The 24,875-nt window shown below is 65.4% G+C and carries 26 protein-coding genes; 6 read left to right on the top strand and 20 right to left on the bottom strand.

Features of this window, described 5'->3' with window-relative positions:
- Positions 1-155 precede the first annotated feature (155 nt).
- The gene (locus tag RMR04_RS06355) at positions 156-743 is read left to right on the top strand and encodes a dioxygenase family protein (RefSeq protein WP_311913612.1); all 588 of its coding nucleotides are present in this window, start codon (positions 156-158) and stop codon (positions 741-743) included.
- Positions 744-807: 64 nt separating this feature from the next.
- Here the strand turns inward: RMR04_RS06355 and RMR04_RS06350 are convergent, their stop codons facing one another.
- A complete protein-coding gene (locus tag RMR04_RS06350) occupies positions 808-1,494 on the bottom strand; it encodes a glutathione S-transferase family protein (protein ID WP_311913611.1) in 687 nt (228 codons plus the stop codon).
- 180 nt (positions 1,495-1,674) lie between these two features.
- Between RMR04_RS06350 and gpmI the strand changes: the two genes are divergently transcribed.
- Positions 1,675-3,189: a 2,3-bisphosphoglycerate-independent phosphoglycerate mutase gene (gene gpmI / locus RMR04_RS06345; RefSeq protein ID WP_311913610.1), complete on the top strand. Its 1,515-nt coding sequence runs from the start codon at positions 1,675-1,677 to the stop codon at positions 3,187-3,189.
- A 72-nt stretch (positions 3,190-3,261) separates the two neighbouring features.
- Here the strand turns inward: gpmI and RMR04_RS06340 are convergent, their stop codons facing one another.
- The 14 genes from RMR04_RS06340 to ybgC all read right to left on the bottom strand — a co-directional run bounded on the left by RMR04_RS06340 (position 3,262) and on the right by ybgC (position 17,203).
- A complete protein-coding gene (locus RMR04_RS06340; protein ID WP_311913609.1) occupies positions 3,262-4,113 on the bottom strand; it encodes an outer membrane protein in 852 nt (283 codons plus the stop codon).
- Positions 4,114-4,482: 369 nt separating this feature from the next.
- Entirely contained in the window at positions 4,483-5,826 is a 1,344-nt protein-coding gene (glmM, locus tag RMR04_RS06335) for a phosphoglucosamine mutase (RefSeq protein WP_311913608.1), read from the bottom strand.
- Between the two features lie 252 nt (positions 5,827-6,078).
- The gene (gene ftsH / locus RMR04_RS06330) at positions 6,079-8,004 is read right to left on the bottom strand and encodes an ATP-dependent zinc metalloprotease FtsH (protein WP_311913607.1); all 1,926 of its coding nucleotides are present in this window, start codon (positions 8,002-8,004) and stop codon (positions 6,079-6,081) included.
- Positions 8,005-8,114: 110 nt separating this feature from the next.
- The gene (tilS, locus tag RMR04_RS06325; protein ID WP_311913606.1) at positions 8,115-9,170 is read right to left on the bottom strand and encodes a tRNA lysidine(34) synthetase TilS; all 1,056 of its coding nucleotides are present in this window, start codon (positions 9,168-9,170) and stop codon (positions 8,115-8,117) included.
- Complete coding sequence (gene ybgF / locus RMR04_RS06320) at positions 9,167-10,096, bottom strand: tol-pal system protein YbgF (RefSeq protein WP_311913605.1); 930 nt, start codon at positions 10,094-10,096, stop codon at positions 9,167-9,169. Before ybgF ends, tilS begins: the two co-directional genes overlap by 4 nt.
- Before the next feature lie 128 nt (positions 10,097-10,224).
- On the bottom strand, positions 10,225-10,728 hold the full coding sequence (pal, locus tag RMR04_RS06315; RefSeq protein ID WP_310147614.1) for a peptidoglycan-associated lipoprotein Pal: 504 nt from the start codon (positions 10,726-10,728) through the stop codon (positions 10,225-10,227).
- A gap of 343 nt (positions 10,729-11,071) precedes the next feature.
- Entirely contained in the window at positions 11,072-12,373 is a 1,302-nt protein-coding gene (gene tolB / locus RMR04_RS06310) for a Tol-Pal system beta propeller repeat protein TolB (protein ID WP_410492253.1), read from the bottom strand.
- A gap of 41 nt (positions 12,374-12,414) precedes the next feature.
- Positions 12,415-13,620, bottom strand: a complete 1,206-nt coding sequence (tolA, locus tag RMR04_RS06305) for a cell envelope integrity protein TolA (RefSeq protein ID WP_311913604.1) — start codon at positions 13,618-13,620, stop codon at positions 12,415-12,417.
- Positions 13,621-13,648: 28 nt separating this feature from the next.
- The gene (locus tag RMR04_RS06300; protein WP_311913603.1) at positions 13,649-14,095 is read right to left on the bottom strand and encodes an ExbD/TolR family protein; all 447 of its coding nucleotides are present in this window, start codon (positions 14,093-14,095) and stop codon (positions 13,649-13,651) included.
- An 11-nt stretch (positions 14,096-14,106) separates the two neighbouring features.
- Positions 14,107-14,817 carry a protein TolQ gene (gene tolQ, locus RMR04_RS06295; RefSeq protein ID WP_092168855.1) on the bottom strand — a complete coding sequence of 237 codons (711 nt, stop codon included), beginning with the start codon at positions 14,815-14,817 and terminating at the stop codon, positions 14,107-14,109.
- Positions 14,818-15,251: 434 nt separating this feature from the next.
- A complete protein-coding gene (locus RMR04_RS06290) occupies positions 15,252-15,692 on the bottom strand; it encodes a DUF2852 domain-containing protein (RefSeq protein ID WP_311913601.1) in 441 nt (146 codons plus the stop codon).
- Between the two features lie 131 nt (positions 15,693-15,823).
- Complete coding sequence (locus RMR04_RS06285; protein ID WP_311913599.1) at positions 15,824-16,066, bottom strand: hypothetical protein; 243 nt, start codon at positions 16,064-16,066, stop codon at positions 15,824-15,826.
- Entirely contained in the window at positions 16,063-16,716 is a 654-nt protein-coding gene (locus RMR04_RS06280; RefSeq protein ID WP_310147601.1) for a TetR/AcrR family transcriptional regulator, read from the bottom strand. Before RMR04_RS06280 ends, RMR04_RS06285 begins: the two co-directional genes overlap by 4 nt.
- A gap of 43 nt (positions 16,717-16,759) precedes the next feature.
- On the bottom strand, positions 16,760-17,203 hold the full coding sequence (gene ybgC / locus RMR04_RS06275; RefSeq protein ID WP_410492204.1) for a tol-pal system-associated acyl-CoA thioesterase: 444 nt from the start codon (positions 17,201-17,203) through the stop codon (positions 16,760-16,762).
- Positions 17,204-17,331: 128 nt separating this feature from the next.
- Between ybgC and RMR04_RS06270 the strand changes: the two genes are divergently transcribed.
- The 3 genes from RMR04_RS06270 to RMR04_RS06260 all read left to right on the top strand — a co-directional run bounded on the left by RMR04_RS06270 (position 17,332) and on the right by RMR04_RS06260 (position 20,567).
- The gene (locus RMR04_RS06270) at positions 17,332-18,297 is read left to right on the top strand and encodes an IS481 family transposase (RefSeq protein WP_311913596.1); all 966 of its coding nucleotides are present in this window, start codon (positions 17,332-17,334) and stop codon (positions 18,295-18,297) included.
- A 279-nt stretch (positions 18,298-18,576) separates the two neighbouring features.
- Entirely contained in the window at positions 18,577-19,689 is a 1,113-nt protein-coding gene (locus RMR04_RS06265) for a glycosyltransferase family 2 protein (protein WP_311913595.1), read from the top strand.
- Positions 19,659-20,567 (top strand): glycosyltransferase family 2 protein, encoded by a 909-nt coding sequence (locus RMR04_RS06260; RefSeq protein WP_311913594.1) that lies wholly within the window; start codon positions 19,659-19,661, stop codon positions 20,565-20,567. The genes RMR04_RS06265 and RMR04_RS06260 overlap by 31 nt, the downstream gene beginning before the upstream one ends.
- Before the next feature lie 89 nt (positions 20,568-20,656).
- Here the strand turns inward: RMR04_RS06260 and RMR04_RS06255 are convergent, their stop codons facing one another.
- From RMR04_RS06255 to ruvC, 5 genes are read right to left on the bottom strand one after another with little or no spacing between them, the layout of a single operon-like run.
- Complete coding sequence (locus RMR04_RS06255) at positions 20,657-21,208, bottom strand: DUF3828 domain-containing protein (RefSeq protein ID WP_311913593.1); 552 nt, start codon at positions 21,206-21,208, stop codon at positions 20,657-20,659.
- On the bottom strand, positions 21,208-22,230 hold the full coding sequence (ruvB, locus tag RMR04_RS06250) for a Holliday junction branch migration DNA helicase RuvB (RefSeq protein WP_092168862.1): 1,023 nt from the start codon (positions 22,228-22,230) through the stop codon (positions 21,208-21,210). The genes RMR04_RS06255 and ruvB overlap by 1 nt, the downstream gene beginning before the upstream one ends.
- Before the next feature lie 26 nt (positions 22,231-22,256).
- Positions 22,257-22,745 carry a GNAT family N-acetyltransferase gene (locus RMR04_RS06245; protein WP_311913591.1) on the bottom strand — a complete coding sequence of 163 codons (489 nt, stop codon included), beginning with the start codon at positions 22,743-22,745 and terminating at the stop codon, positions 22,257-22,259.
- Positions 22,742-23,359: a Holliday junction branch migration protein RuvA gene (gene ruvA / locus RMR04_RS06240; RefSeq protein ID WP_311913589.1), complete on the bottom strand. Its 618-nt coding sequence runs from the start codon at positions 23,357-23,359 to the stop codon at positions 22,742-22,744. The genes RMR04_RS06245 and ruvA overlap by 4 nt, the downstream gene beginning before the upstream one ends.
- A 42-nt stretch (positions 23,360-23,401) precedes the next feature.
- Positions 23,402-23,917, bottom strand: coding sequence for a crossover junction endodeoxyribonuclease RuvC (gene ruvC / locus RMR04_RS06235; protein ID WP_310147589.1), 516 nt, complete (start codon positions 23,915-23,917; stop codon positions 23,402-23,404).
- A 157-nt stretch (positions 23,918-24,074) separates the two neighbouring features.
- On the opposite strand from ruvC, the gene RMR04_RS06230 reads away from it, so the two are divergent.
- Positions 24,075-24,854: a sulfite exporter TauE/SafE family protein gene (locus RMR04_RS06230; protein WP_311913588.1), complete on the top strand. Its 780-nt coding sequence runs from the start codon at positions 24,075-24,077 to the stop codon at positions 24,852-24,854.
- Positions 24,855-24,875: the final 21 nt, after the last annotated feature.

Genomic DNA, 24,875 nt, shown 5'->3' with positions numbered 1-24,875 from the left:
CGACACTGCCGCGAAACCAGCCGCGCTGCCACTGCTTTCCTGCAAATCAGGAGCGTCATCCCGCGGAACGGAGTTGAGAAAAACGCAGACAAGCAGGCGCCGGCTTTCAGCCCTCTTGATAGGCTAGACGACGAACTCCAACCGGAGCCGACACCATGATCAGCAGACGCGACCTCGTTGCAGCCAGCCTCTCCGCGGCCGGGTTCGCCGCTTTGGCATTGCCGCGCCTTGTCGTGGCACAGGAGGCCGAATTGCCGCTGACGCCCGCTTGCGGCGCTCCAGCCGCGACGACGAAGCGGCAGACGGAGGGCCCTTATTTCGTCCCGTCATCGCCCTTGAAGCGCGATTTGCGCGGGGACGGCCCCGGCGACATCCTCGCCTTGTCCGGCTTCGTCCTGACCCGGCAATGCCGCCCTGTCACCGGCGCCCTGGTCGATCTCTGGCACGCCAATGACGGTGGCGATTACGACAATTCCGGCTTCCGCTTTCGCGGCCACCAGTTCACCGACGAACAGGGCCGCTACCAGTTCATCACCCGCGTCCCCGGGCTCTATCCGGGTCGGACGCGGCATTTCCACGTCAAGCTGCGGGCCGGCAGCGGCCCCGTGCTGACAACGCAACTCTATTTCCCCGATGAACCCGCCAATGCCAGGGACGGCATCTACGACAAGTCGCTCCTGATGCAGATCCGCGCGGCCGAGGGTGGAAAGCTCGGCCGCTTCGATTTCGTGATCGCGGCCTGACGCGGAAGATTCGCCAGGCCGCGGCTTGGCTCAGGAAGCGGCTTGGCTCAGAAAGCGAGCTGGCTCACGCCGCCAGATGCGCATTCTGCGGAAACAGGAACTTGCGCGCCTCGTCGTCGAACTCGGTCTTGAAGGCGAACTTGTCCTTCAGCGCCACGGCGCGCTGGGCCGCCGGACGCGCCGAGATCTCGTCGCGATGGCGCTTGACGTTCGGCAGCTTGCCGAAGGCCTCGTCGCCAAGCGCGAACTGCGCCAGGGTGGACCAACCCCAGACCGACATGTCGATCAGCGTGTAGGCATCGCCCAGCATATAACGATGCTTGCCAAGCTGCGCGTCGATGATGCCCCAGAGCCGCTCGGCGTCGCGGGCATAACGATTGATCGCATAGGGGATTTTCTCCGGTGCGAAACGGCTGAAATGCACCGCCTGGCCGCAATAGGGGCCGATGCCGGTCGCCACGAACATCAGCCAGGACAGCATCTCACCGCGCGCCTTCGGCGTATTCTCCGGCAGGAATTGGCCGGTCTTCTCGGCGAGGTAGAGCAGGATCGCATTGCTGTCGAAGATGGTGACGTCACCATCGGTCAGCGCCGGCGTCTTGGCGTTGGGGTTGATCGCCAGGAATTCCGGCTTGAACTGCTCGCCCTTGCGGGTGTCGATCGGTACGATTTCATAGGGCAGACCGGCCTCTTCCAGGAACAGGGCGATCTTCGCGGGGTTCGGCGAAGGGTGATAATAGAACTTGATCACGCGTCATCTCCTGAAATCTGAATCCGTCTCTCATCAAAGAGCGAGCGGCCGGCGACCCTTCGCCCATCAAGAATGCGTGGACCCGCTTGAGCGTCAAGCGCGGGCGCGCCGCCTCGCTCGTGACACCGGGTCGTGCTATCGGCCTCCCCTGCTCCGAAACCGCGCCTGTAAGGACAGCCCATGCCCAAACGCCCTGTGATGCTGATGATCCTCGATGGCTGGGGCTGCCGCGGGGAGAGCGAGAACAACGCCGTCCGCCTCGCCAACACGCCGAACTTCGACAGGCTTTGGGCCGCCTCCCCGCACGCCACACTGAAGACCTCGGGCCTCGATGTCGGCCTGCCGGGTGGCCAGATGGGCAATTCGGAGGTGGGCCACCTCAATCTCGGCGCCGGCCGCGTGGTGATGCAGGATCTGCCGCGCATCAACCAGGCGATCACCGACGGCTCGATCGCACGCGCATTGGAGGGCACAGGCCTGATCGCGGCTCTGAAGGCCAGCGGCGGCGCCTGCCATCTGCTCGGGCTGGTTTCGCCCGGGGGCGTCCATGCCCATCAGGATCACGCGGTCGCGCTGGCGCAAATCCTGGTCCGGCATGGTATCCCGGTCCGCGTCCATATCTTCACCGACGGACGTGACACGCCCCCGCAATCGGCTGCCGCCTATATCGCAGCCTTCAGCGCCGCACTGCCACCGCAGGCTGTGATCGCGACGCTGTCGGGCCGCTACTTCGCGATGGATCGCGACAACCGCTGGGAACGAGTCGAGCAGGCCTGGCGCGCCATGGTCCTGGGCGAAGGGCAGGCCTTCGCGGATGCGCAGGCCGCGATCGCCAGCGCCTATGCGCAAGGCACGACCGACGAGTTCATCAAGCCTGCCGTGATCGCAGGCTTTAGCGGCATGCAGGACGGCGACGGACTGCTCAGCTTCAATTTCCGCTCCGACCGGATTCGCGAGATTCTCGGCGCGGTGCTTCAGCCCGAGTTCACCGGCTTCGTGCGTCCGCGCCGACCCGTGCTCGCCAAGGCTGTCAGCATGACCTCCTACAGCTCGGAGCTCGACCCGCTGATGCCGGCGCTGTTCGCCCCGCAGACGCTCGCCAACGGCCTCGGCGAGACCGTCGCCAAGGCCGGGATGACGCAGGTCCGCATGGCCGAGACCGAGAAATACCCGCACGTCACCTATTTCTTCAATGGCGGCGAAGAAACGCCCTATCCGGGCGAGGACCGCGTCATGGTGCCCTCCCCCAAGGTCGCGACCTATGATCTGCAGCCCGAAATGTCGGCGCCCGAACTGGCTCAGCGCGCGGTCGAAGCGATCCAGTCCGGTGCCTACGATCTCGTCGTGCTGAACTTCGCCAACCCCGACATGGTCGGCCATACCGGGGTGCTCTCAGCCGCGATCAAGGCCGTCGAGACGGTCGATGCCGGCCTCGGGCGCATCGCCGACGCGATCACGGCAGCAGGCGGTTCGCTCATCGTCACCGCCGACCATGGCAATTGCGAATTGATGGTCGATCCGGTGACGGGGGAGCCGCACACCGCCCACACCACCAACCCCGTGCCGATCATGCTGGTCGGCAGCGGCGCCATGACCCTGGCGGAAGGCCGCCTCGCCGATATCGCCCCGACGCTGCTCGCCCTGATCGGCCTGCCGCAGCCGAGCGAGATGACCGGCCGCTCGCTGCTGCGCTGATCGCAGCAGTCCGAAACGAAAACGGCGCGGACCCGAGGTCCGCGCCGCCAGAATGCGAGATTTGGCCAGCTCTCAGTATTTGCGCACGGTCGGCTGCGCATAAGCCACCGGGCGTTCGACCGGGCCGCAGCAATCCGACTCGCCGAAGTTCCAGCGCATGCCGATCCGGAAATCGTGGCTGTCGATGTCCTTGGCCTTGAGCGGCGCATAGCTCTCGGCCAGGAAGGCGTTGTTGATCGAACCCGAACGGGCATCGCCGAGATTGAGGTAGCGATAGCCGAGTTCAAGCGTGAGGTTCTTGTTCACCTCGTAACCGACGCCGGCCATCAGCGCCCAGGCGAGGCCGGATTTGGTGCCGCTGGCCGCCGTGCCAAGCGTCGGCGAGATGCCGACGATGCCCTGATCGGTCAGGCCCGTGATCCTGTTCGACGCATAGCCGATACCGGCGCCGATATAAGGCGTCAGGCAGTTCCAGGTACCCAGATCGACATAACCGTTGAACAGCGCCACCATCGAGGACAGGTTGCCCTTGTAGGTGTTCGTCTGGTTCACCCCTGCGAAGGGGTTGTAGATGATGTCGTTGACGCCGATCGTCGAGCCGCCGCGATATTCGCCGGTCGCATCGACCCGGAACCAGTTGTTGAAGCGGTAACCGATGCCGAGCCCGCCGAAGACCGCGTGGTTGCCTTCGGCCGCTCCGAAAAAGCTGCCGCCGAAAGCCGCGACATCGTCCTGATGATACTTGCTGATCGACTGATAGCCGACACCGATATCGCCGCGGAGATAGACGCCGCTCGAGATCGAGCCCTTGAGGCCGAGCGGCTCGGGTGGCGGCGGAGCCGGCATATAATCGGCGGCGGTTGCGAGCGCGGAGGCGCTGACAGCCATGACGCCTGCCAGCGCAAGGATTTTCAGGCTGCCCATGGCAGTGTCCTTCGAGTTTGCGCGACGCCAAGAACGCAGCTCGCGCGAGTTACCGATAGGAAGGACGTTGGCAGGGATTTCTTAAATGAGACTTAACCCTAACGCTTAACCTGAAAAAAGAATGAAGCTCGCCTCAATACTTACCGAATTCCTAACCGCAACGGGTTTCGGGTTAACGGCCAGCCAATCCGCCGATATCCGCAGTGGGTGAAAAAGCTGAAAGCGCAGCCTTCGCGGCTGTCTGGTGACACAGCCTCTTCCTATTGTCTTGTCTGGGTAACGCGTCGCCATTCCGGGCGCAGCGAGGCGTAGACCCGGCAAGTGTAGACCCGGAATGACGACCTGGTTCCGGCCTAGGCCGAGTTGTCGTTAAGCAGCCGCCTTCGTCACGGCCTCGACGACATCGTCGACCGCGCGCATGACGAGGTCAGCGTCATCGCCCTCCGCCATCACCCGGATCACCGGTTCGGTGCCCGACGGGCGGATGACGAGCCGCCCGCCTGCGCCAAGCAATAGCGTTGCCGCCTCGATAGCGCTGACCACGGGCTTCTCCTTGAGTGGCTGGCCCTGCTTGTAGCGTACATTCTTGAGGATCTGCGGCAGCGGCTCGAAGCAGTGGCAGACCTCCGAGACCGGCTTGTCCTTGCGCTTCACCACAGCAAGAAGCTGCAGCGCAGCGACCAGCCCATCGCCCGTCGTCCCGTAATCGGAGAGGATGATGTGGCCGGACTGCTCGCCGCCGACATTGAAGCCATGAGCGCGCATATGCTCGAGCACATAGCGGTCGCCGACTGAGGTCCGCGCCAGCGACAGGCCGAGACCGCCGAGATAACGCTCCAGGCCGAGATTGGACATCACCGTCGCGACGATGCCGGGCTGCGACAGTCGCCCATCCTCCTGCCAACTGCGCGCGATCACGGCCATGAGTTGGTCGCCATCGACGACCTGCCCCTGCTCATCGACGATCAACACGCGGTCGGCGTCACCGTCGAGCGCAATGCCGACATCGGCGCGCAATTCCCGCACCTTCTGGATCAAGGCGGCGGGATGGGTCGAGCCGACATCCTTGTTGATGTTCAGCCCGTCCGGCTCGACGCCGATCGCGATGACCTCCGCCCCAAGCTCCCAGAGCGCTTCGGGGGCGACCTTGTAGGCGGCGCCATTGGCGCAATCGACCACGATCCGTAGACCCTCCAGGCTCATATTGCGCGGCAGGGTGCGCTTGGCGAACTCGATATAGCGGGCATGGGCGCTCTCGATACGCTTGGCCCGGCCGAGCATCGGCGAGGTTGAGAGCCGCGGCGATAGATCGGAATCAAGCAGGGCCGAGATCTCGGCCTCGACCTCGTCATTGAGCTTGTGGCCGTCGGGGCCGAACAGCTTGATGCCGTTATCCTCATAGGGGTTGTGCGAAGCCGAGATCATGACGCCGAGATCGGCACGCATCGAGCGCGTCAGCATCGCGACAGCCGGCGTCGGCATCGGGCCGAGCAGCATCACATCCATGCCCACCGAGGTGAAGCCCGCGACCATGGCGTATTCGATCATATAGCCCGAGAGCCGCGTATCCTTGCCGATGACGACGCGGTGGCGATGCTCGCCGCGATGAAAGGCAATGCCGGTCGCCTGGCCGACCTTCAGGGCGAGATCGGGCGTGATGACGCCGTTGGCGCGCCCGCGAATGCCGTCGGTTCCGAAATATTTGCGTGTCATGTTTGCTCTGTCCACACGAGCCCGCAGGCTCGATCCGGCTTCCTTCTATAGCCGGAATTGGTTTCCGCCTTCTCACGATTTGTGACGAATCCTATCCGACCACGGGGCGGAGCAGGCGCAAGACGCTGCCATTGGCTGCGACCGGGCAGCTACACTCGAAACCAGAGCCTCATCTCGAGAAGAGAAAACTGTGGCTCACAAGAAAAAAGGCGGCCGATACGGCCGCCTTTTCCAATCGGGAGAGGTTTCGCCTCAGAGCTGCGGCTGCGGCTCCAGCCCGGCGTCGGGTTCGCCGCGCTTGCGGCCGCGGCCGGCGCTGGGAACCGCCGAACCACGCGGCGCATGCGGCGTGTCGTCGGTCTCACGCACCGGGCGCTTGCCAGCGATCAGGTCGCGGATCTCGTCGCCGGTCAACGTCTCGAATTCGAGCAGCGCCTCGGCCACCGCGACGAACTGCTCGTGGTGCTCGGTCAGGATCGCGGTGGCATCGAGATAGCCCTGATGGACGAGCTTGCGGACCTCGCTATCGATCTTCTGCGCGGTCGCCTCGGACAGGCTCTGCGTCCGACCCATCGACATGCCCAAGAAGACCTCCTCCTGGTTGTCGCCATAGGCGACCATGCCGAGTTCCTTGGAGTAGCCCATCTGGGTGACCATGGCTTTCGCCATCTTGGTCGCCTGCTGGATGTCGCCAGTCGCGCCCGAGGTGACGTTCTCCATGCCGAAGGTCATCTCTTCCGCCACGCGCCCGCCCATGGCGACCGCGAGCTGCGAGGTGAACTCCTTGAATTTCATCGAGTAGCGGTCGCCCTCGGGCAGGAACTTGACCATGCCGAGCGCACGGCCGCGCGGGATGATCGTCGCCTTATGGACCGGGATACCGGCGGGGACATAAAGCCCGACGATGGCGTGACCGGCCTCGTGATAGGCGGTCAGCTTCTTCTCTTCCTCGGACATCGCCATGGATTTGCGCTCGGCGCCCATCATGACCTTGTCCTTGGCGTCCTCGAACTCGGCATGGGTGACCATCCGCTTGGCGCGACGCGCCGCGAGCAAAGCCGCCTCGTTGACGAGATTCATCAGGTCGGCGCCCGAGAAGCCCGGCGTACCGCGGGCCAGGATCTTGAGATCGACATCGGGAGCCAGCGGCACTTTGCGGACGTGGACGCGCAGGATCTTCTCGCGACCGGCGACATCGGGGTTCGGCACGACGATCTGGCGGTCGAAACGGCCCGGACGCAGCAGCGCGGGGTCGAGCACGTCGGGACGGTTGGTGGCGGCGATGATGATGACGCCCTCATTCGCCTCGAAGCCGTCCATCTCGACGAGGAGCTGATTCAGCGTCTGCTCGCGCTCATCATTGCCGCCGCCGAGGCCGGCACCGCGATGGCGGCCGACCGCGTCGATCTCGTCGATGAAGATGATACAGGGCGAGTTCTTCTTGGCCTGCTCGAACATGTCGCGCACACGGCTCGCGCCGACGCCGACGAACATCTCGACGAAGTCGGAGCCCGAGATGGTGAAGAACGGCACATTGGCCTCGCCGGCGACGGCGCGCGCGGTCAAGGTCTTGCCGGTACCGGGAGGACCGACCAGCAATACGCCGCGCGGGATGCGCCCGCCGAGCCGCTGAAACTTCTGCGGATCGCGCAGAAACTCGACGATCTCCTGAAGGTCTTCCTTGGCCTCGTCGATACCGGCGACATCCTCGAAGGTGACGCGGCCATGCGCCTCGGTCAGGAGCTTCGCCTTGGATTTGCCGAAGCCCATGGCCCGACCGGCGCCGTTCTGCATCTGGCGGGACATGAAGATCCACAGGCCGATGAAGATGACGAAGGGCAGCGAGTTCACCAGCAGCGCCATGAACCAGGGCGTGCCCTCGGACGGCGCCCGCGCCGAGACCTGAACGCCCTTCTGGGCCAAGGTCTTGAGCAGTGCCGGGTCGCCATAAGGCGCGTAGGTCACGAAGCTGCGGCCATCCGAGAAGGTGCCGGAAATCTCCTGGCCGGCGACCACGACATTGGCGATACGCCCGGCCTCCGACTCGTTGATCAGCTGGCTATAGGGAATTTCATTGGTGCTGGCGCGCTGGCTTGGGCTCTGGAAGAGCGTGACGAGCGCCAGAACCAGCAGGAAGATCACCACCCAAAGGGCGAAATTACGGAAGTTCGGATTCATCACCAGTCCGATCGGGCCTGCCGGAATGCCGGAGGAGGCCAAGGGTTTGCTAGGCTAATCTAGGTGCGGCACACGCCCTTGCCAAGGGAAACGGGCCAATCGACCAGACCTTATGACGCCGCAGGGTGAACGCCCCGCTTGCGGACAGGCTCGCGCCGCACGCAAAGGACGCCATCGCGACCAAGCGTCAGCACGCACCCCGACAATGTCCGTGTCAAGGCAAACCGCGCCCGCGCCGCCTCGATCAACGCAAAACCGCAGCTTTCGAGCCTCTCCAGCCGCGCCACGGTGTCTTCATCGGCGCCGACGCTATCGACGGCCCGCGCCAGCAGGCGCAGCAGCATTTCCTCGGGATGGTCGAGCAGGGCAGTAAAGCCAAGCTTGACCGCACCAGCCTCGTCGCAGGGCATAACGATCGCCGGCCAGAGCGCCTCGGCCCGGCTTGCCAACGCCCTCTCCATGCGCGCCAGCCGCGTCGCCAGCGTCCCCAGGCGACCGGCGTCGAGGCCGGCCTCCGACAGCACCGGCATCAGCATGCGCCAGCGCACGCGCTCGAAGCGCGGGTCGAGATTGCTCGGATCGGCCGCGAACCACAGGCCGCGTGCCCGGGCCGTGGCGACGAGCCGCGCCTTGGAGACGCTCAGCAGCGGCCGCGCCAGCGTGATTTCGTCCCGGCGGCTGCGCGCCCGCATGCCGGCAAGCCCGGCCGGTCCCGAGCCATGCGCCATCCGCATCAGCAGCGTCTCAGCCTGATCGTCCAGCGTATGGGCGGTGACGACCACCGCGCCGCCGCGCCGCTCGGCCTCGCGGGCGAGCAGATGGTAGCGGGCTGTTCGCGCCCGATTTTGCAAACCGGTCGCGGGCTTTGGACCGAGCCAGGGCAGGAGCGCGTGAGGAACACCGAGCCCATCGCAAAGCCGGGCCACGGCCTGCGCCTCGGCCGCGGAACCTTCGCGCAGACCATGATCGATCGTCGCGGCGACGATCGCGGGCCGCCCGGGATGGCCTGCCCATTCAGCGAGCAAAGCCAGCAGCGCGACCGAATCCGGGCCGCCCGAGACCGCGACGAGCAATCTGGGTTCATGGGCGAGATCGGCGAAAAGCACCTCCGCCTCGCCGGCGAGGATCGGCTCGTGCTCCGCGACCGAGGCCGGCAGCGCGCTCAAGCGCAACCGGAGCGGCGGCGCTCGCGCTCGACGCCCTGACGCACGGCGCTGGAGGCGGCGGGATAGTCAACGCCGACCTTGGCGTAGGTGGCGCAGGCCTGATCGCGCGCGCCCAGCCCGTTCAGAGCCATGCCAAGCCTGAGCAGGCTGTCAGGCGCCTTGGTGGAACGCGGGTTCTCGCGCGAGATCTTCAGGAACTGCTCGGCCGCCTCGCGATAGCGCTGGCGCTGGAAATAGCTCTCGCCCAGCCAATAGGTCGCGTCGGCCGCGAGCCGGTCGCGCGGATAGCTCTGCAGGAACTGGCGGAAGCCCATCTCGGCCTGCTCGTATTCCTTGCGCAGCACCGAGGCGTAGGCGATGTCATAGGCTTCCTTGGCCGAGCTCACGCCGCCCGCCGCGGCCACGCTCGGCCCACGCGGAACCGCCGGGGGCAAGGCCCCTTGCGGCACGGTGCGTCCGACGCCCTGGATGTCGAGCGGACCTTGGCCCGGCGCTCCCGCGAAATCCTCCTCGATGATACCCTCCACGCCACCGCCGAGCGAGCGCGGCGCGCCGGCCGCCCCTTGCTGCGTCGTGGGATCGAAGGCATCTCCGCGCCGCTGGCGCTGGCCGCCGGCAGGCGCGCTGCTCGGCGCCGTTGCTGGCGCCGCCCCACCAGTGCGGCCGCCGCCACGCTCGTTCAGGCGGAAATCGACATCTTCCTGAAACTTGCGCAATTGCTCGGTGAGACGCTTGTTCTCGAACTGGAGCTGCTCGATCTGGCCGGAGAGCTGACGCAACTGGTTCTCGAGCCGCGCGGTGCGCACGGTGAGTTCGGCCGCGTCCTGGGCTCGCGCGGGAGCCGCTATGGCGAATGCCATCCAGCCTGCGGCCAGAACGACCAGCAGGGAATGGGCCTTGCGGTGAAGAGCGACGTCTTTGAGCATTATCGACAACCGGTTGCGCTTGGTTCGGGCGCTATAACACGCCCTCACCACGGCCAAAATATGAAAGGGCCGGCGGCTTCCTCTTCGGAAGGCGCCGGCCCGAACTTGATCGGGATGCTGGGTGGCGATCAGACGCCGCCGGCCCCGTCGAGCACCGTCACCGAGCGGCGGTTTTGCGACCAGCACGAGATGTCGTTGCAAACAGCGACCGGGCGCTCCTTGCCGTAGGAGACAATGCGCATGCGGTTGCCCTGGATGCCGCGCGAAGCGAGATAGTCGCGCACGGTCTGGGCCCGGCGGGCCGAGAGCGAGAAGTTGTATTCGCGCGTACCGCGCTCGTCGGCATGACCTTCGACCACAAAGGTGTAACGCGGATAACGCTGCAGCCAGGCCGACTGCTTGTCGAGTGTGGCGGTCGCGGTCGACGTCAGATCGGTCGAGTCGGTTTCGAAGAAGACGCGGTCACCGACATTGACGACGAAATCCTGGGCGCTGCCGGGCGTGGCGGCGCCGCCGGCGCCGAAACCGTCGGCATTCTGGTTGTTGTTGGCGCAGGCGCCGAGCGCGAGCGAGGCTGCGATCGCGGCGGCGAAGCGGACGGCGCGGCCGCCGGCAAGAAGAGTGGCAAGCATGGTTTGACTCCGGGGCAATCGAATCTGCGGGGCGCGGCTCACGGACGGCGTTGCACAGGAGCCCATCAATGAAGCGTCAACCTAAACGAGACCTTGCCAAAACAAGGCGAAGTGGCGGCATTGCGGCATATGGTTAACCAAACGCTGCGAAATGCGGCTTTCCAGGCTGTGTGGCGCGAATACATCGCCTTTTGTCCCTCGATCCCGCACAGCCCTCATTCTGAGGAGCCGCGAAGCGGCGTCTCGAAGGACGCTTCAGGTGGCTTCCGAGACAGCTGAAACACCCTTCGAGACGCGGGCTAGCGCCCGCTCCTCAGGATGAGGGCTCAGGACAGGAGGCACGTCACCTCCCCGCTGTCAGCAGCGGCGACCAGGTCGGGTCCGAGGCGAAGGCCGGTGTCGGCACCGGCACTTCGACGCGCCCGGTGATGTCGACCATGTATAGTTTTCCACCGGATTGCCCCCCGGGATCGCGGAAGAACATGATGTACTGGCCGTTGGGCGCCCAGTTCGGCGCTTCATTGTGGAACCCCTCGGTCAAGACCCGCTCGCCCGAACCGTCCGCACGCATCACGCCGATCGCGAAACCGCCCGCGCCGCGACGGGTGAAGGCGATCAGATCGCCACGCGGCGACCATGAGGGCTGCGAATAGGAGCCCGCACCGAAGGAGAGGCGCTTGCCCTCCCCGCCCCCCGAAGGCATCAGATAGAGCTGCTGCGAACCGCCGCGATCGCTCTCGAAGACGATCTGCGTGCCATCAGGCGAATAGGATGGCGAGGTGTCGATCGCGCCCGTCGAGGTCAACCGCGTCGTGGTGCGCGAGCCGATATCCATGGCGTAAAGATTGGCGTTGCCACCCTGCTGCAGGCTGAGCGCGATGCGCGCCCCATTGGGCGAGAAGCGTGGGCTCGAGGTCATGTCGGGGAAATTGCCGACGATCTGGCGCTGGCCGGTCTCGATGTTGAGCACATGCACGCGCGGCTGTTCGCCCATGCGCTGCGACATATAGGTGACCTCCTGGGCCACCGGCGAGTAGCGCGGCGTCACCACGGAGACGTCGCCATTGGTGAGATAGCGCACATTGGCGCCGTCCTGGTCCATGATGGCGAGGCGCTTGCGCCGGTTCTCCTTCGGCCCGGATTCATCGACGAAGACGACACGCGTGTCGAAGAAGCCGCCAACGCCGGTGACCTTGGTGAAGATCGCATCGGAAATGATGTGGCCGACGCGGCGATTATTGCTCGGATCGGTGAAATACTGCTGGCCGTCGGTCTGCGTGCCGGTGGTCACGTCCCAGAGCCGGAATTCGGCCTTGATGCGGCCCGAACCGTCGCGCGAGACACGGCCCGTCACCAGCGCCTGGACGCCCGCCGCCTTCCAGGCCTCGAATTGCGGAACGGAATCGAAGGGCGGATTCCTGTCGGGATGGCGGCTCTTGTCGATCGGCGTGAAATAGCCGGAGCGCTTGAGATTATTGGTGATCACGCCCGAGACCAGCACGCCGCCATCGCCGGCGAAGTCGGCAATGGCGATCGGCAGCGGCTGGAACGAGCCGCCACGCAGATCGATGACGAGTTCGGCCTTCGCCACGGCCGGGGCGAGCAACGCCGCACCGCCCAGAGCAAGCGCGCCGCGGCGCGTCAGTCCGTTGGCAACCGGCGAAAGGATTTTGCGGTCGATGAGGGTCACAGTACGTCCCTTGCGTCGAAATTGACGACGACGTCGCGCCAGTCGTCATAATAGGAAGCGAATTGAGCCGGAATGCGCAAAGGCGCGCAGCGGCGGGTTGCGGTCAGGGCGGAATCGGCCGCCACCCTGAACAGCGGATCTGACGAAGAGTTGACTACGCCGGGCTGGCCGACGAGCGAGCCGTCCGTGTTCAGCTTCATCCGCACCGAGGGCACCACCGAGCCCTTGGCGTTGGCGAGAGCGATCGGCACGTTCCAGCATTTCAGCAACTGGTCCTGGATAATGCCGATGAGCTGGGCCTTGAGCGAAGGGCTGAGCTTCTGCGACGCGCCGCGCTCGGTGCCCAGCGAAGCTGTGCGATTGACCTGCGGCGCGGCCGAGCCCGAGGATTGCGCCTGCTCCTTCGATTGCAGCAGCTTGGCGATATCGGTCGGGTTGAAGTTCTTGGCGATCTCGGCCTCGCGCTTGGCCTTGGCCTCGGCCTCCTGCTTCGCCTTTGCTGCCGCGACGATCTTCGCCTTGGCCTCGGCTTCAGACTTTGCCTTGGCGATGGCCTCCGCCTTCTGCTTCGCGGCCTCGGCGGCTTCCGCCTTGGCCTGAGCATCGGCTTTGGCCTTGGCGGCAGCCTCTTGTTTGGCCTGAGCCTCTGCCTCGGACTTCGCCTTGGCGGCAGCCTTGGCCTCTTCCTCGGCCTGCTTCGCCTTGGATTCGAGTTCGGCGTCCTCAGCGAGCTTCGCCAGCTCCTCGCGCTTGAGGTCGGGCTTCGGCTCTGCCTTGGGCTCGGCCTTCTGCGGCGGCTGCTTCACCGGCTCCGGCGGCGTGACCTTCGGCTCTGCCTTCGGCAGCAGCGCGGCGCGCGAGGGCGGCAGCGGCGCAGCCGCGTTGTCGTCGGCGATCTTGAGCTCCACCGGCCTGCTCGGCGGCGCGGGCGTGTCCAGCTTGGCCTCGCCCGCCTCCTTACGCTCGACGATCTCGGACTGGCGCTCGGCGCGCTGGATCGGCTGCTCCTGGACCTTCTCGGCCTTGCGTTCGCCGCGCGTGACCTGGTTCAGCGCGCTGGGATCGACCACCTCGACGGCGATCGCCTCCTCGTTCTCCGGCAGCGGCACCGGCGAGGCGAACGCCAGCAACCCCGCGACGAGAAACGTCGCGTGGCCCAGCGCCGACACAATCATGCCCGGTTCGGAGGTCGTAAGCTTCACGCCTGGAACACCCTCACTGCACTCGTCTTCACCGCGCCGGTTCGGTGACCAGCGCGACCCGCTTGAAACCCGCCGATGTGATGGTCGACATCACCGAGGCGACGCGGCCGTAATCGACCATGCGATCGCCGCGGACATAGATGCGTTCGTCGAAGCCCTGCTTGGCGAGGCTCTGCAGCTTCATCACCAGATCGGGCTCCAGCGTCGGCTGGTCCTGCAGGAAGATCTGGCCCTTGCTGTCGATGGCGATGGTGACCGGCTTCTGGTCGACATTGATCGGCTTGGCGCCGGTCTGCGGCAGATCGAGCGGCACACCGGTCGCGATCAGGGGCGCCGCGACCATGAAAATGATCAGCAACACCAGCATGACGTCGATGAACGGCGTCATATTGATCTCGGCGATGGCGCCATGGCGCCGGCCCCGCCGGCCGCGTCGCCCCCCGGCCTTCGCGCCGGATGCTGCTGACATACCCATTTTGCTTGCCCCTAAGCCGCCAGCCGCTCGTCGATCTGCCGCGACAGAATCGCGGAGAATTCGTCGGCGAAGGCCTCCAGCCGGTTCTGCGCCTTGGCGACCTCGGCCTGGAGCTTGTTATAGGCCATCAGTGCCGGAATCGCGGCGAACAGGCCGATTGCGGTGGCAAACAACGCCTCGGCGATGCCGGGCGCCACCACGGCAAGCGACGAATTCTTCGAGACGGCGATGGCGGTGAAGGAATGCATGATGCCCCAGACCGTGCCGAACAGGCCGATGAAGGGCGCCGAGGAGGCGATGGTCGAGAGCACGAGCAGCTTCGATTCGAGCCGCTCGGTCTCGCGCTGGATGGTGACGTCGAGCACCTTGTCGATGCGCTGCGAGAGGCTGGCGACCGAGCGCCCGCCATTCTCGAAGGAGCGCTTCCACTCCCGCATCGCCGCGACGAAGACGGCGGCCATGTCATTGGCCGGCTTGCTGGAGAGGTCGCGGTAGAGCTCCTCGAGCGAACGGCCTGACCAGAAGCCCTCCTCGAAGGCGTCCATGTCCTTGCGCGTGCGGCGATAGAGCAGCGATTTGTCGATAATGATCGACCAGCACCAGATCGAGGCGCCGATCAATCCGCTCATCACCAGCTTGACGACGATATGGGCGTGCCAGAACAGCGTCCAGAACGACATATCGATCTGCGGCGCGGCTTGCGCGACATCGGCCGGGTTCATCCTGTCATCCTTCTGCATTAGCGAGTGCGCCGGATTTCCCGACGCAACCCCGCCGCACGCGTCGCGAGAGACCCCACGCCGCCGCCCGATCCGCGATCCGGGGAACTGCCGGTGCCGTCAATCGCTTGAAAATCCGGCGAAAGATGGGCCGAAACGGGGTTTCCTGCGAAACGCATGCTCGGGATCGAGTTAAGCCTCCAGCAAGGTTAATGCCCGGTATACGCGCCATGCGGCCAGCGCAGGCCGAGAGCGTTTTCGAGCGAAGTGGATACCGGTTCGCGTGAAGAAGACGCGTTAAAACAAAGAGCTAGAGCCGTTGAACGATCCGATTGGATCATTCAACGGCTCTAGCCAGGGGTCGCAAACGAAAACGCCCGCCCCGGTTCTCCGGAGCGGGCGAGGCTGCAACGACAGGTCGTTATGCGTCTTACGCGTCAGCCAGCGGGGGGTGGAGTGGCCTCTCCGCCGCGCCGGTCGGCCATGAACTGGTCGAACTCGGCTTTGTCGCGGGCCATGCGCAGCCGTCCCAGGAAGTCGTGGAACTCACGCTGCTCGTCCTCGAGGCGACGCAGCGTCTCCTGGCGATACTCGTCGAAAGCGCGGTTGCCGCTCGACGGGCCGCGATGCCAGCCGCCGCCGCCAAAACCGCCGCCCTCGCCGCCCATGCGGCTACGCAGACGGTCCATCTTCTCCTGGAGACGGCTCATCCGATATTCCTGACGGCCGGCCCCGGCATATCCGCATCCCATGCGACCACTCCCTATCGTAAAGGCCAGGGTCGCCAGACCCAGAGGCCACCAAACCATGAAGCCCAGGACCGTGAAGGCGATCCAGGCCCCTCTCCCAAACTCGTCCAGCTTCGCGACGATCGGCATTGTTTCCTCACCATGGAAAGGCGTGAATGTAAATCACATTTACATAAATGGATGCGACCGGACCTTTTGTCAAGATCGCTCGGACAGAGGTCTCCTAGCCAGATCTCGAAGGCGGAGGCAGCCGAGGCTGCTCATCCATCGGACGGCATCAAGGCAAGCTCGCTACGGCGCCAATTTGCCAAGTTACCGTACAATTTGACGCTTCCAGCCTCGATCAACACACCGATACGGGCCTCGACCCTATCCAGGAATGATGGATCCGAAGCATGAAACCGCTTTCCAACGAGAACCATGATCCGGGCGGTCTTGAGAGAATTTGCCTCTAATTCGGAGAGGATCGCTTCGTCGATCTGTGTGTCCGTTGCCTCGGTCATGGGCTCGGATCCTTGAGTGAGCCCAGTCCAAGCCCTTGCAAATAGATCAGCATGCCGGCTTCGAGCAGCTCGGCTGCCGACATTGGCAAGGGCCGCCGGCCGCCATCGGCCCGGCCGAACAGCGCAGCCACGCCATGCGACATCGACCAGACATGCAGCGCCATCATCAGCGCCGGTGGCCGTTTGCCCACCGGCAGCAGCACGATCAAGGCCTCTGAGGCGGCGCGCAGGCCCTGGAAAGCGCGGTCAGCCGCGCTGCGCAGTTCGGGACTTGCATCGAGCGGCACCCCGGCCTCGAACATCGCCGAGTAATAGGCCGGCTCGTCATGGGCAAAGGCGAGATAGGCGCGCCCGAGCCGGTGGAACGCCGTCTCCGGATCCGGCCTGCCTTGATCCCAGGCGCGCGACAGCGCCGCCTCGAACACGAGGAAGCCGCGCGCCGCGACATCGGCCAGCAGCGCGTCCTTGTCACGGTAGTGCCGATAGGGCGCGGCCGGGCTGACGCCGGCAAGCCGCGCGGCCTCGGCGAAGGTGAAGCCGTTGGGGCCCTTCTCCCCGATCAGCCCGAGCGCGGCGCGCACGAGCTCTTCCTTGAGATTGCCGTGATGATAGCCGCGTGGCGGATCGGGGGTGTTGCGCTTCCAGCTCATGTATCGAGCGCTAACATGGCGCCAGGCCAGCGTCGACCACGCATTACGCGTCGTCCGTCCCGCCCTCGAGCCTGCGTCTGAGTCCGTCCGGAATCCGCCGCGCCCGCCCGCCGCCGACGCAGGCGACCAGGACCTGCGCCGTGACCAGGACCTCCTCGCCGCGCAGCACCCGCTGCTCGACATCCATCGTCGCCCCGCGCGCAGCGACCGAGCGTGTCTCCACCGTCAAAAGATCGTCCATCACCGCCGGCCGAATGAACTCGATCGCCATCTTGCGCACGGCAAAGCCGAGCGCGGTGCCGCCATCGAACAATTCGCGCTGTTCGATGCCCAGCGACCGGATCAATTCGGTCCGCCCGCGCTCCATGAAGCGCAGATAGGAGGCGTGGTAGACGACGCCGGAAAAATCGGTGTCCTCATAATAGACGCGGACGGAAAGCCGGTGGACGGTCACGATCGAATACTCTGCTGAGCCAAGGCGCCGCATGCGGGAATGCGCGGCCTCGGCAAGGGGTCCATCGGACCTCTAGATGTGAGCTGTCAATAGGTTGTCCATCCGGTCCCGAGCGAGGAAGCTGAGGTTGCGAAGCTTCAGAGCCCTCGGGGAGGAACCGGATGAACATCCACAAGAATGCCCGTCTGACACCGCTGGGTCGAGAGCGGATTGTGCGGATGGCGGCCGATGGGCACAGGCCTTCCGAGATCGCGGTCTGCGTCGGCGTCAGCCTGAAGACCGTCGATAAATGGATCGCCCGCTTCGCCGCCGAGGGTGTGGCAGGTCTGGCCGACCGCTCGTCGCGGCCGCACCGGCTGCATCGCCCGACGCCGAGCGAACGGATCGAGCAGATCCTCGCGCTGCGGCGCCAGAAGCTGAGCGGCAAGGCCATCGCCAAGCAAGCTGGCGTCTCGCCGGCGACGGTGAGCCGGATCCTGCGGCGGGCGCGATTGAGCCGGATGCGCGACCTCGAGCCGGCCGAACCGGTGCGCCGCTACGAGCGCGCCCATCCCGGCGAGTTGATCCACATCGACATCAAGAAGCTCGGCCGCATCGACGGTGTCGGCCACCGCATCACCGGGGACCGGACCCGCCAGAGCAACCGGCGCGGACGCGGCGAAGGCCTCGGCTGGGAGTTCGCCCATGTCTGCATCGACGATGCCTCGCGACTCGCCTTCGTCGAGATGAAGCCCGACGAGAAGGCCATAAGCGCGGTCGCTTTCCTCAGGGCGGCGGTGGCCTATTACGAGCGCCTCGGCGTCACCGTCACCCGCGTCATGACCGATAACGGCTCATGCTATAAAGCCTTCGCTTTCCGCGACGCATGTCGCGATCTCGGGCTCAAGCACATCCGGACAAAACCCTACACACCCAAGACCAACGGCAAGGCCGAGCGCTTCATCCAGACAGCTCTGCGCGAATGGGCCTACGCCAGGCCCTATGATCACTCAGACCGCCGAACAGAGGAGCTGCCGCGCTGGCTCCACCATTACAACTGGCATCGACCCCATGGCGGTATCCAGGCCAATACCCCAATCAGCAGACTCGCTCTCGATCAGGACAACCTGTTGAGGCTCCACATCTAGAGCCGGATGATGTCTGATGGAATCACAATGTGATCCCAGCTGAAATCTGAATCCGTCTCTCATCCAAGAGTGAGAGCGGGATCAAGGCGAAAAACCGGTTCCCACCTTTTCGCATCCTGCTCCCGCATGATCCGGGATAGCCGTGAGCCTGAAACAATCCGGCAACGCCGAGAGCCATTTCCGTCGATCAACCGCCCAAGAAGCGCCACGCCGCGGCGGCGGCATCCGCAGCCTCAACGGTTACCGGGCAGCTCCGTCCGGACGCAACACGAGGCGCGGATGGCTCTGCATCAGACAGTCTACAAGATAGCCGACAGCACATGGTGGCAGCGGAAAGGCTCCTATGCTCGCGCCGCGACGCGATTGTTCTACTGGCTGGCGACCCCACAGCGGATGTCCCGGCGTCTGGAGCTGGCCAGGCAACGCTACTCAAGCGGCGGCTGGCCGGCCGTCGGAGACCTGCTCGCAGCCCCCTTCGCGCCTCCGGCCATGCGGCCCCGGGCCGGATTTTCCTACTGCAAATGGATCTCGGCCTACGACACATTGAGTGCCGCCGACAGGGCCGCGATCCGCCGCCATATCGCGGCAATGCCACGCCGCCCTCTGATTTCGGTGGTGGTGCCGGCTTATCAGACGCCTGCGCGCGTCCTGCGCGAGACGATCGAGTCGGTGCGCGGCCAAGCCTATCCGCATTGGGAGCTCTGCATCGCCGACGACGCATCGCCCTCCAGCCACGTCGCCGATATCCTGCGCGAGCAGGCCGCGCTGGACTCGCGCATTCGCTGGATTCGACGTGAGACAAATGGCGGCATCGCGGAAGCGACCAATAATGCGCTCGCGCTCGCAACGGGCGAATTCGTCGCCCTGCTCGACCATGACGACCTTCTGGCGGAACGGGCGCTCTATGAAATCGCCGCCGAGCTGGAGCGGCATCCCAAGACCGATCTGCTCTTTTCCGACGAGGACAAGGTCGATGAGAAAGGCCGGCGCAGCGAGCCCTATTTCAAGCCGGAATATAGTTACGATCTGTTGCTGGGCCAGAACCTGATCAACCATCTCGCGGTCTACCGCAGGGCCTTGCTCGAGCGGGTCGGTGGCCTCGACCCGTCGCTGGACGGCAGCCAGGATTACGATCTCGCCTTGCGCGCGATCGAGGCCATCGACCCGGGCCGCATCAGGCATATTCCGTTCGTTCTGTATCACTGGCGACAGGAAGCCGGCGGCGGCTCTTTCTCGCAGCGGCGGCTGGAGGCCTGCCTGCGCAATGCCCGCATGGCCGTGAGGCGGCATCTCGACCGTATGGGGCACAGCGCCGCCAAGGTCTCGGAAGCGCCGCTCGCCAGGATCTGGAACCGCGTCGAATGGCCGGTTCCAGATCCGGCCCCCTCGTGACTGTGATCGTGCCGACGCGTGATCGCGCAGCACTTCTGCGCAATTGCATGGATGGGCTGCTACAGAAGACGGCCTATCCCGCGCTCGAGATCATCGTCGTCGACAATGGCAGCATCGAGGACGATGCGCTGGCTCTCCTGGACACCCTCGAACGGGACGAGCGCGTGCACATCCTGCGCATCGACGGGGAGTTCAACTACTCCGCCCTGAACAATGTCGCCGCCCGCCAGGCGCGAGGCGATATCCTGCTCCTGCTCAACAACGACATCGAGGTCATCGCCGATAACTGGCTCGACGAGCTCGTCAGCCTCGCGATTCGGCCCGATATCGGCGCAGTCGGCGCAAAACTCCTCTACGGCAACGGAAAGATTCAGCATGCCGGGGTCAGGCTCGGCGCCGGCTCCTTCGATGGCGGCCCGGGCATCGCCGGTCATATCGGCCTGTTTCGCAGCGCCACGGATCCCGGCTATTTCGGCCATCTCGGCCTGACCCGGGACGTCGGTGCCGTCACCGGAGCCTGCCTGGCGATCCGCCGCGAGGTCTATGAGGCTGTCGGAGGCCTGGACGATACCAGGCTCAAGGTCGCCTTCAACGACGTCGACCTGTGCATGAAGGTCCGCCAGCACGGCCTGCGCGTCGTCTGGACGCCCAATGCCGTGCTCCACCATCTCGAATCCGCCTCGCGCCCCTCCGACGATAGGCCGGACACAAGAGACCGCTTCCACCGCGAATGCCGCTTCATGCAGGCATCCTGGCGCGGCGAATTGCTGAACGATCCGTTCTACAGCCCCAATTTCGACAATGCCGACGACGACTTCGCGCTCGCTTGGCCGCCACGACAGCGGACGTCCTGGGAGCGATGGCGCAATCTCAGATGAGGAGGCAAACCCATCAACGCACCTGCCCCAAGGAAGCAGCCTATGGCCTATATCTGTCCGGAGCCTGCGATTGACCGGTCGGTTTGGCGCTACCGCTTGCAGGGCTTTTTCATGAAGGAGCCGCAGTCATAGGGCTGCGAAAGCTGGCTGCGAACCGTGTAGTCCTTGCCCTCCATCCAGTTGACGATGTCGTCGATGCGCCAGCGCCCATCTTCCAGCTTCATCCGAAAGGTGACGCGCACCGGGCCGAAGCTGAAGAAGTCGGCGAAGACAGTGGCGCTCTCCGCCGAACGCTCGGAAACCGTGACGCGCAGTTGTTTGACCTCGCCATCCTGCCCGCTGATGAAGGGATCAAAATCCATATGCCCCTGGTCTCGGCTTTCCGTCATGAACTGCTCGTCGCGCGCGAACAGCGCCGAAAGCTCCTTGGTCATCAAACGCTGCCGGTGCGGAGGCCGGAAGGGCGGCTGGGTGGCCTTCTTGCCGGCCTCGATGTCGGCAAGCTCGCGGATCGTGATCGCATAGGCCTCGCGGACCGTGGCTTCGGGCGAGGTTTCGGCCGCATAGGCCGCCCCTGCCCCGACAGCCGGCAGCAGCGTCAATACCATCGCAAACAGGGCCGTCCAAATCGTCAGCAGCATCACTCCTCCTCGCCATCCCCGAACAGCCCGAACTGCGCCGTCTCGCGCGCGGGCTCCGGCATGCCGAGATGGCGGAATGCGTGCGGCGTCAGAAGCCGGCCGCGCGGGGTGCGCTGGATAAAACCCTGCTGCAGCAGGAAGGGTTCGATGATCTCCTCGATCGCATCGCGCGGCTCCGAAAGCGAGGCGGCGATCGTCTCGATCCCGACCGGGCCGCCGCCGAAATTGATCGCAACCATGGTGAGGTAGCGGCGGTCCATCTGGTCAAGGCCGATCGCATCGACATCGAGCAGATGCAGCGCCTTGTCGGCGACCGAGCGCGTGACGATGGCGTCTCCGTCGACGATGGCGAAGTCGCGCACACGCCTGAGCAGGCGCCCGGCGATGCGCGGCGTGCCGCGGGAGCGCTTGGCGATCTCGTTGGCGCCGTCATCGGACATCGGCACGCCGAGCACGCGGGCGCCACGCGCGACGATGCCCTGCAATTCCTCGACCGTGTAGAACTGGAGCCGGATCGGGATGCCGAAGCGGTCGCGCAGCGGCGTGGTCAGCAAGCCGGCCCGGGTGGTGGCGCCGACCAGGGTGAATTTCGGCAGGTCGATCTTGACCGAGCGCGCGGCGGGCCCCTCGCCGATGATCAGATCGAGCTGATAATCCTCCATCGCCGGATAGAGGATTTCCTCCACCGCCGGGCTGAGCCGGTGAATCTCGTCGATGAAGAGCACGTCGCGCTCCTCGAGGTTGGTGAGCTGCGCCGCGAGATCGCCGGCCTTGGCGATGACGGGCCCCGAGGTCGAGCGGAAATTGACACCGAGTTCGCGCGCCACGATCTGCGCCAACGTGGTCTTCCCCAGCCCTGGTGGCCCGACGAAGAGGACATGGTCGAGCGCGTCGCCGCGCGACTTGGCGGCGTTGATGAAGACCTGGAGATTGGCCCGCGCCGCCGCCTGGCCGGTGAAATCGGCAAGCGAGAGCGGCCGCAGCGAACTCTCGCTGTCGTCGTCGCGGCGGTCGGCGGTCATCAGGCCGGGACGGCGCGGCGCATCGCTCACAATTCAATCTCCAATTCGAGCGCGTCGCGCACGGGCAGGTCCTGATAACCCGTCTTGATGATGGTCGGGATCACCGAGCGATAGGCGTCGATCGCCTCGACATAAAGCGCCGAGAAGCGAAAGCCGCATTTCTGGTAGAAAGCGAGGCCGGGCATGTTGTCATTGGTCAGCATCGCGCGCAGCTTGACCGCGCCCTTGGCCTTGGCCGCAGTCTTGACCGCGTCGAGAATCTGAATCGCCGCGCCTTGTCCCTGAGCGACGGAATGCAGCGCACAGAGCAGCGCGACATCGCCGCGCATGGTCCAGCTCGCATAGGCCATCGCCTCGCCATCCGGCGCGAAGACACCGAGCAGATCGAGCTCGGAGCAGTCATAGACATGCAGGCCGATCATCATGCTGTGCGAGCCCCAGCTCGCCATCATCAGCGCCAGGAACGCGCTCTTGTCCTCGACGTCGCGGATGATGCCGGCGCTGGGCGCGCTCACTTCGCCAATTCCTTCAGCCCGAGCTTAATGAGCTGCGCCGTGCCGGCCCCCTCGCCCGCCGCCCGCGACGCCGCCGCCACGGCCGCCACGGCCTGCGCCTGTGGGTAGCCGAGATTGGACAGCGCCGAGACGGCATCCGCGACCGGCTGCGGCAGTTTCCTGTCCTCCAGCGCGCCGGCGAGCTGCGCCACGCCCGGGTCGATATGGCCGAAGGCCGGGGCCTTGTCCTTGAGCTCGGCGCAGATGCGCTGGGCGAGCTTGGGCCCGACGCCGGAAGCGCGCGCCACGGCCGTCTTGTCGTTGGTGGCGATCGCGGTCGCCAACGCGCCGGGCTCCAGGATCGACAGGATCGCGAGCGCGACCTTGGCGCCGACGCCCTGCACCATCTGCATCAACCGGAACCAGTCGCGCTCATTGTCGGACAGGAAACCGTAGAGCCGGATCGCATCCTCGCGCACATGCGTCTCGATCGAGAGCGCCGCCGCCTCGCCGGGCTTGGGCAGGCGCTGCAGGGTCCGCGACGAACATTGCACGACATAGCCGACGCCCTGCACGTCGAGGATGACGAAATCCTCGCCATAGGAATCGATCAGGCCCTTGAGCTTACCGATCATCGAAGGCCTCGCCGCTTAGAGCAGGATACAAGCTGTAGCGCCTCACGCGGAAGCCCGCATCTGCGCAACCAGGGTTCGCATGCCGCGATGCTGGGCATGACAAATCGCGACCGCCAGCGCATCGGCCGCATCGGCGGACTTCGTCTCCGCCTTCGGCAGCAACACGCGGATCATCATCTGGACCTGCTTCTTGTCGGCATGGCCGACGCCGACCACCGTCTTCTTGACGAGGTTGGCCGCATATTCCGCCACGTCCAATCCCGCCAGCGCCGGCACGACCAGGGCGATGCCGCGCGCCTGGCCGAGCTTCAGCGCCGATTGCGGATCGCGGTTGACGAAGGTCTCCTCGACCGCGACTTCGTCAGGCGTCCAGGTCGCGATCACGCGGCTGATGCCCTCATGCAGCTGCCGCAGCCTTTCGCTCAGCGAAAGCGTGCCGTCACTCTCGACACAGCCGCAGGCGACGAAGCTGAGCTTGCTGCCTTCCGAAACGACGATGCCCCAGCCGGTCTTCCGGAGGCCGGGATCGAGGCCAAGAATGCGAATCGGAGCTGCCATGTGAAGATGAGCCTAAACTGTGGACACCCTTTGTTCCATCTCCGTCCTAACGATCGATGACCGGCGCGCATCGATCGCATCACAAGGAAAGGGTTGCCCGCAGCCAGAGATCCATGTTGGTGCGAAGAGAACTTTCTTCTCCTCTCGCCCTCCGCAGATGAACGATCTCCTGAACGCGCTCCTTCCCGGAATTTCGGCTTCCGGACTGACGATCCTGCTGGCGGCAACCGCGCTTGGCGGAATCGTGCGCGGCTTCACCGGCTTCGGCTTCGCCATGGTCTTCATGCCGCTGGCGAGCATCGTGCTCGGGCCGGTCGCGGCGCTGGGGCTGATCTGGTTCATCGACCTGCCCTATGCGCTGCCGCTGGCGGCGCGCAGCGCCAAGAACGCCGAATGGCGCGAGGTGTTGCCGCTGCTCGCCACCGCCACGCTGGCGCTGCCGGCCGGCATCTGGCTCCTGATCTGGCTCGATCGCGAGACCATGCGCTGGATCCTGGCCGGGCTCGTGCTCACCGCCGTCGCGCTGATGGCCTCGGGCTGGCGCTATCACGGCCGGCCGGGCATCCCACTTTCGCTCGGCGTCGGTGTGCTGTCGGGGTTGTTCAACGGCATGGCGAGCATCGGCGGCATGCCGCTCGCAGTGTTCTGGCTGGGCGCGCAGCGCAATGACAAGCACAAGACACGCGCCAACCTGCAAACCTTCTTCGGCATATCGACACTGATCAGCGGCACGATCCTGTGGCTGAACGGCATCCTGACGACCGGGGCCGCGCTGATGGCGCTGCCGCTCTGCGCCGTCTATGGCGTGGGCCTCTGGGGCGGCACGCATGGCTTCAGGCTGGCATCAGACGCCGCGTTCCGCCGCATCGCCTATCTCGTCATTTTCCTGAGCGCGCTGGTCAGCCTGCCGGTATGGGACGGGCTGATCGGGCGCTGAGCCGCGCCCGTCGTGCTCGGG

The sequence above is a fragment of the Bosea sp. 685 genome (assembly GCF_031884435.1).
Taxonomy (GTDB): Bacteria; Pseudomonadota; Alphaproteobacteria; order Rhizobiales; family Beijerinckiaceae; genus Allobosea.
The sequence above is the reverse complement of the archived record's forward strand: the minus strand, read 5'-3'. Positions and strand labels throughout refer to the sequence as shown.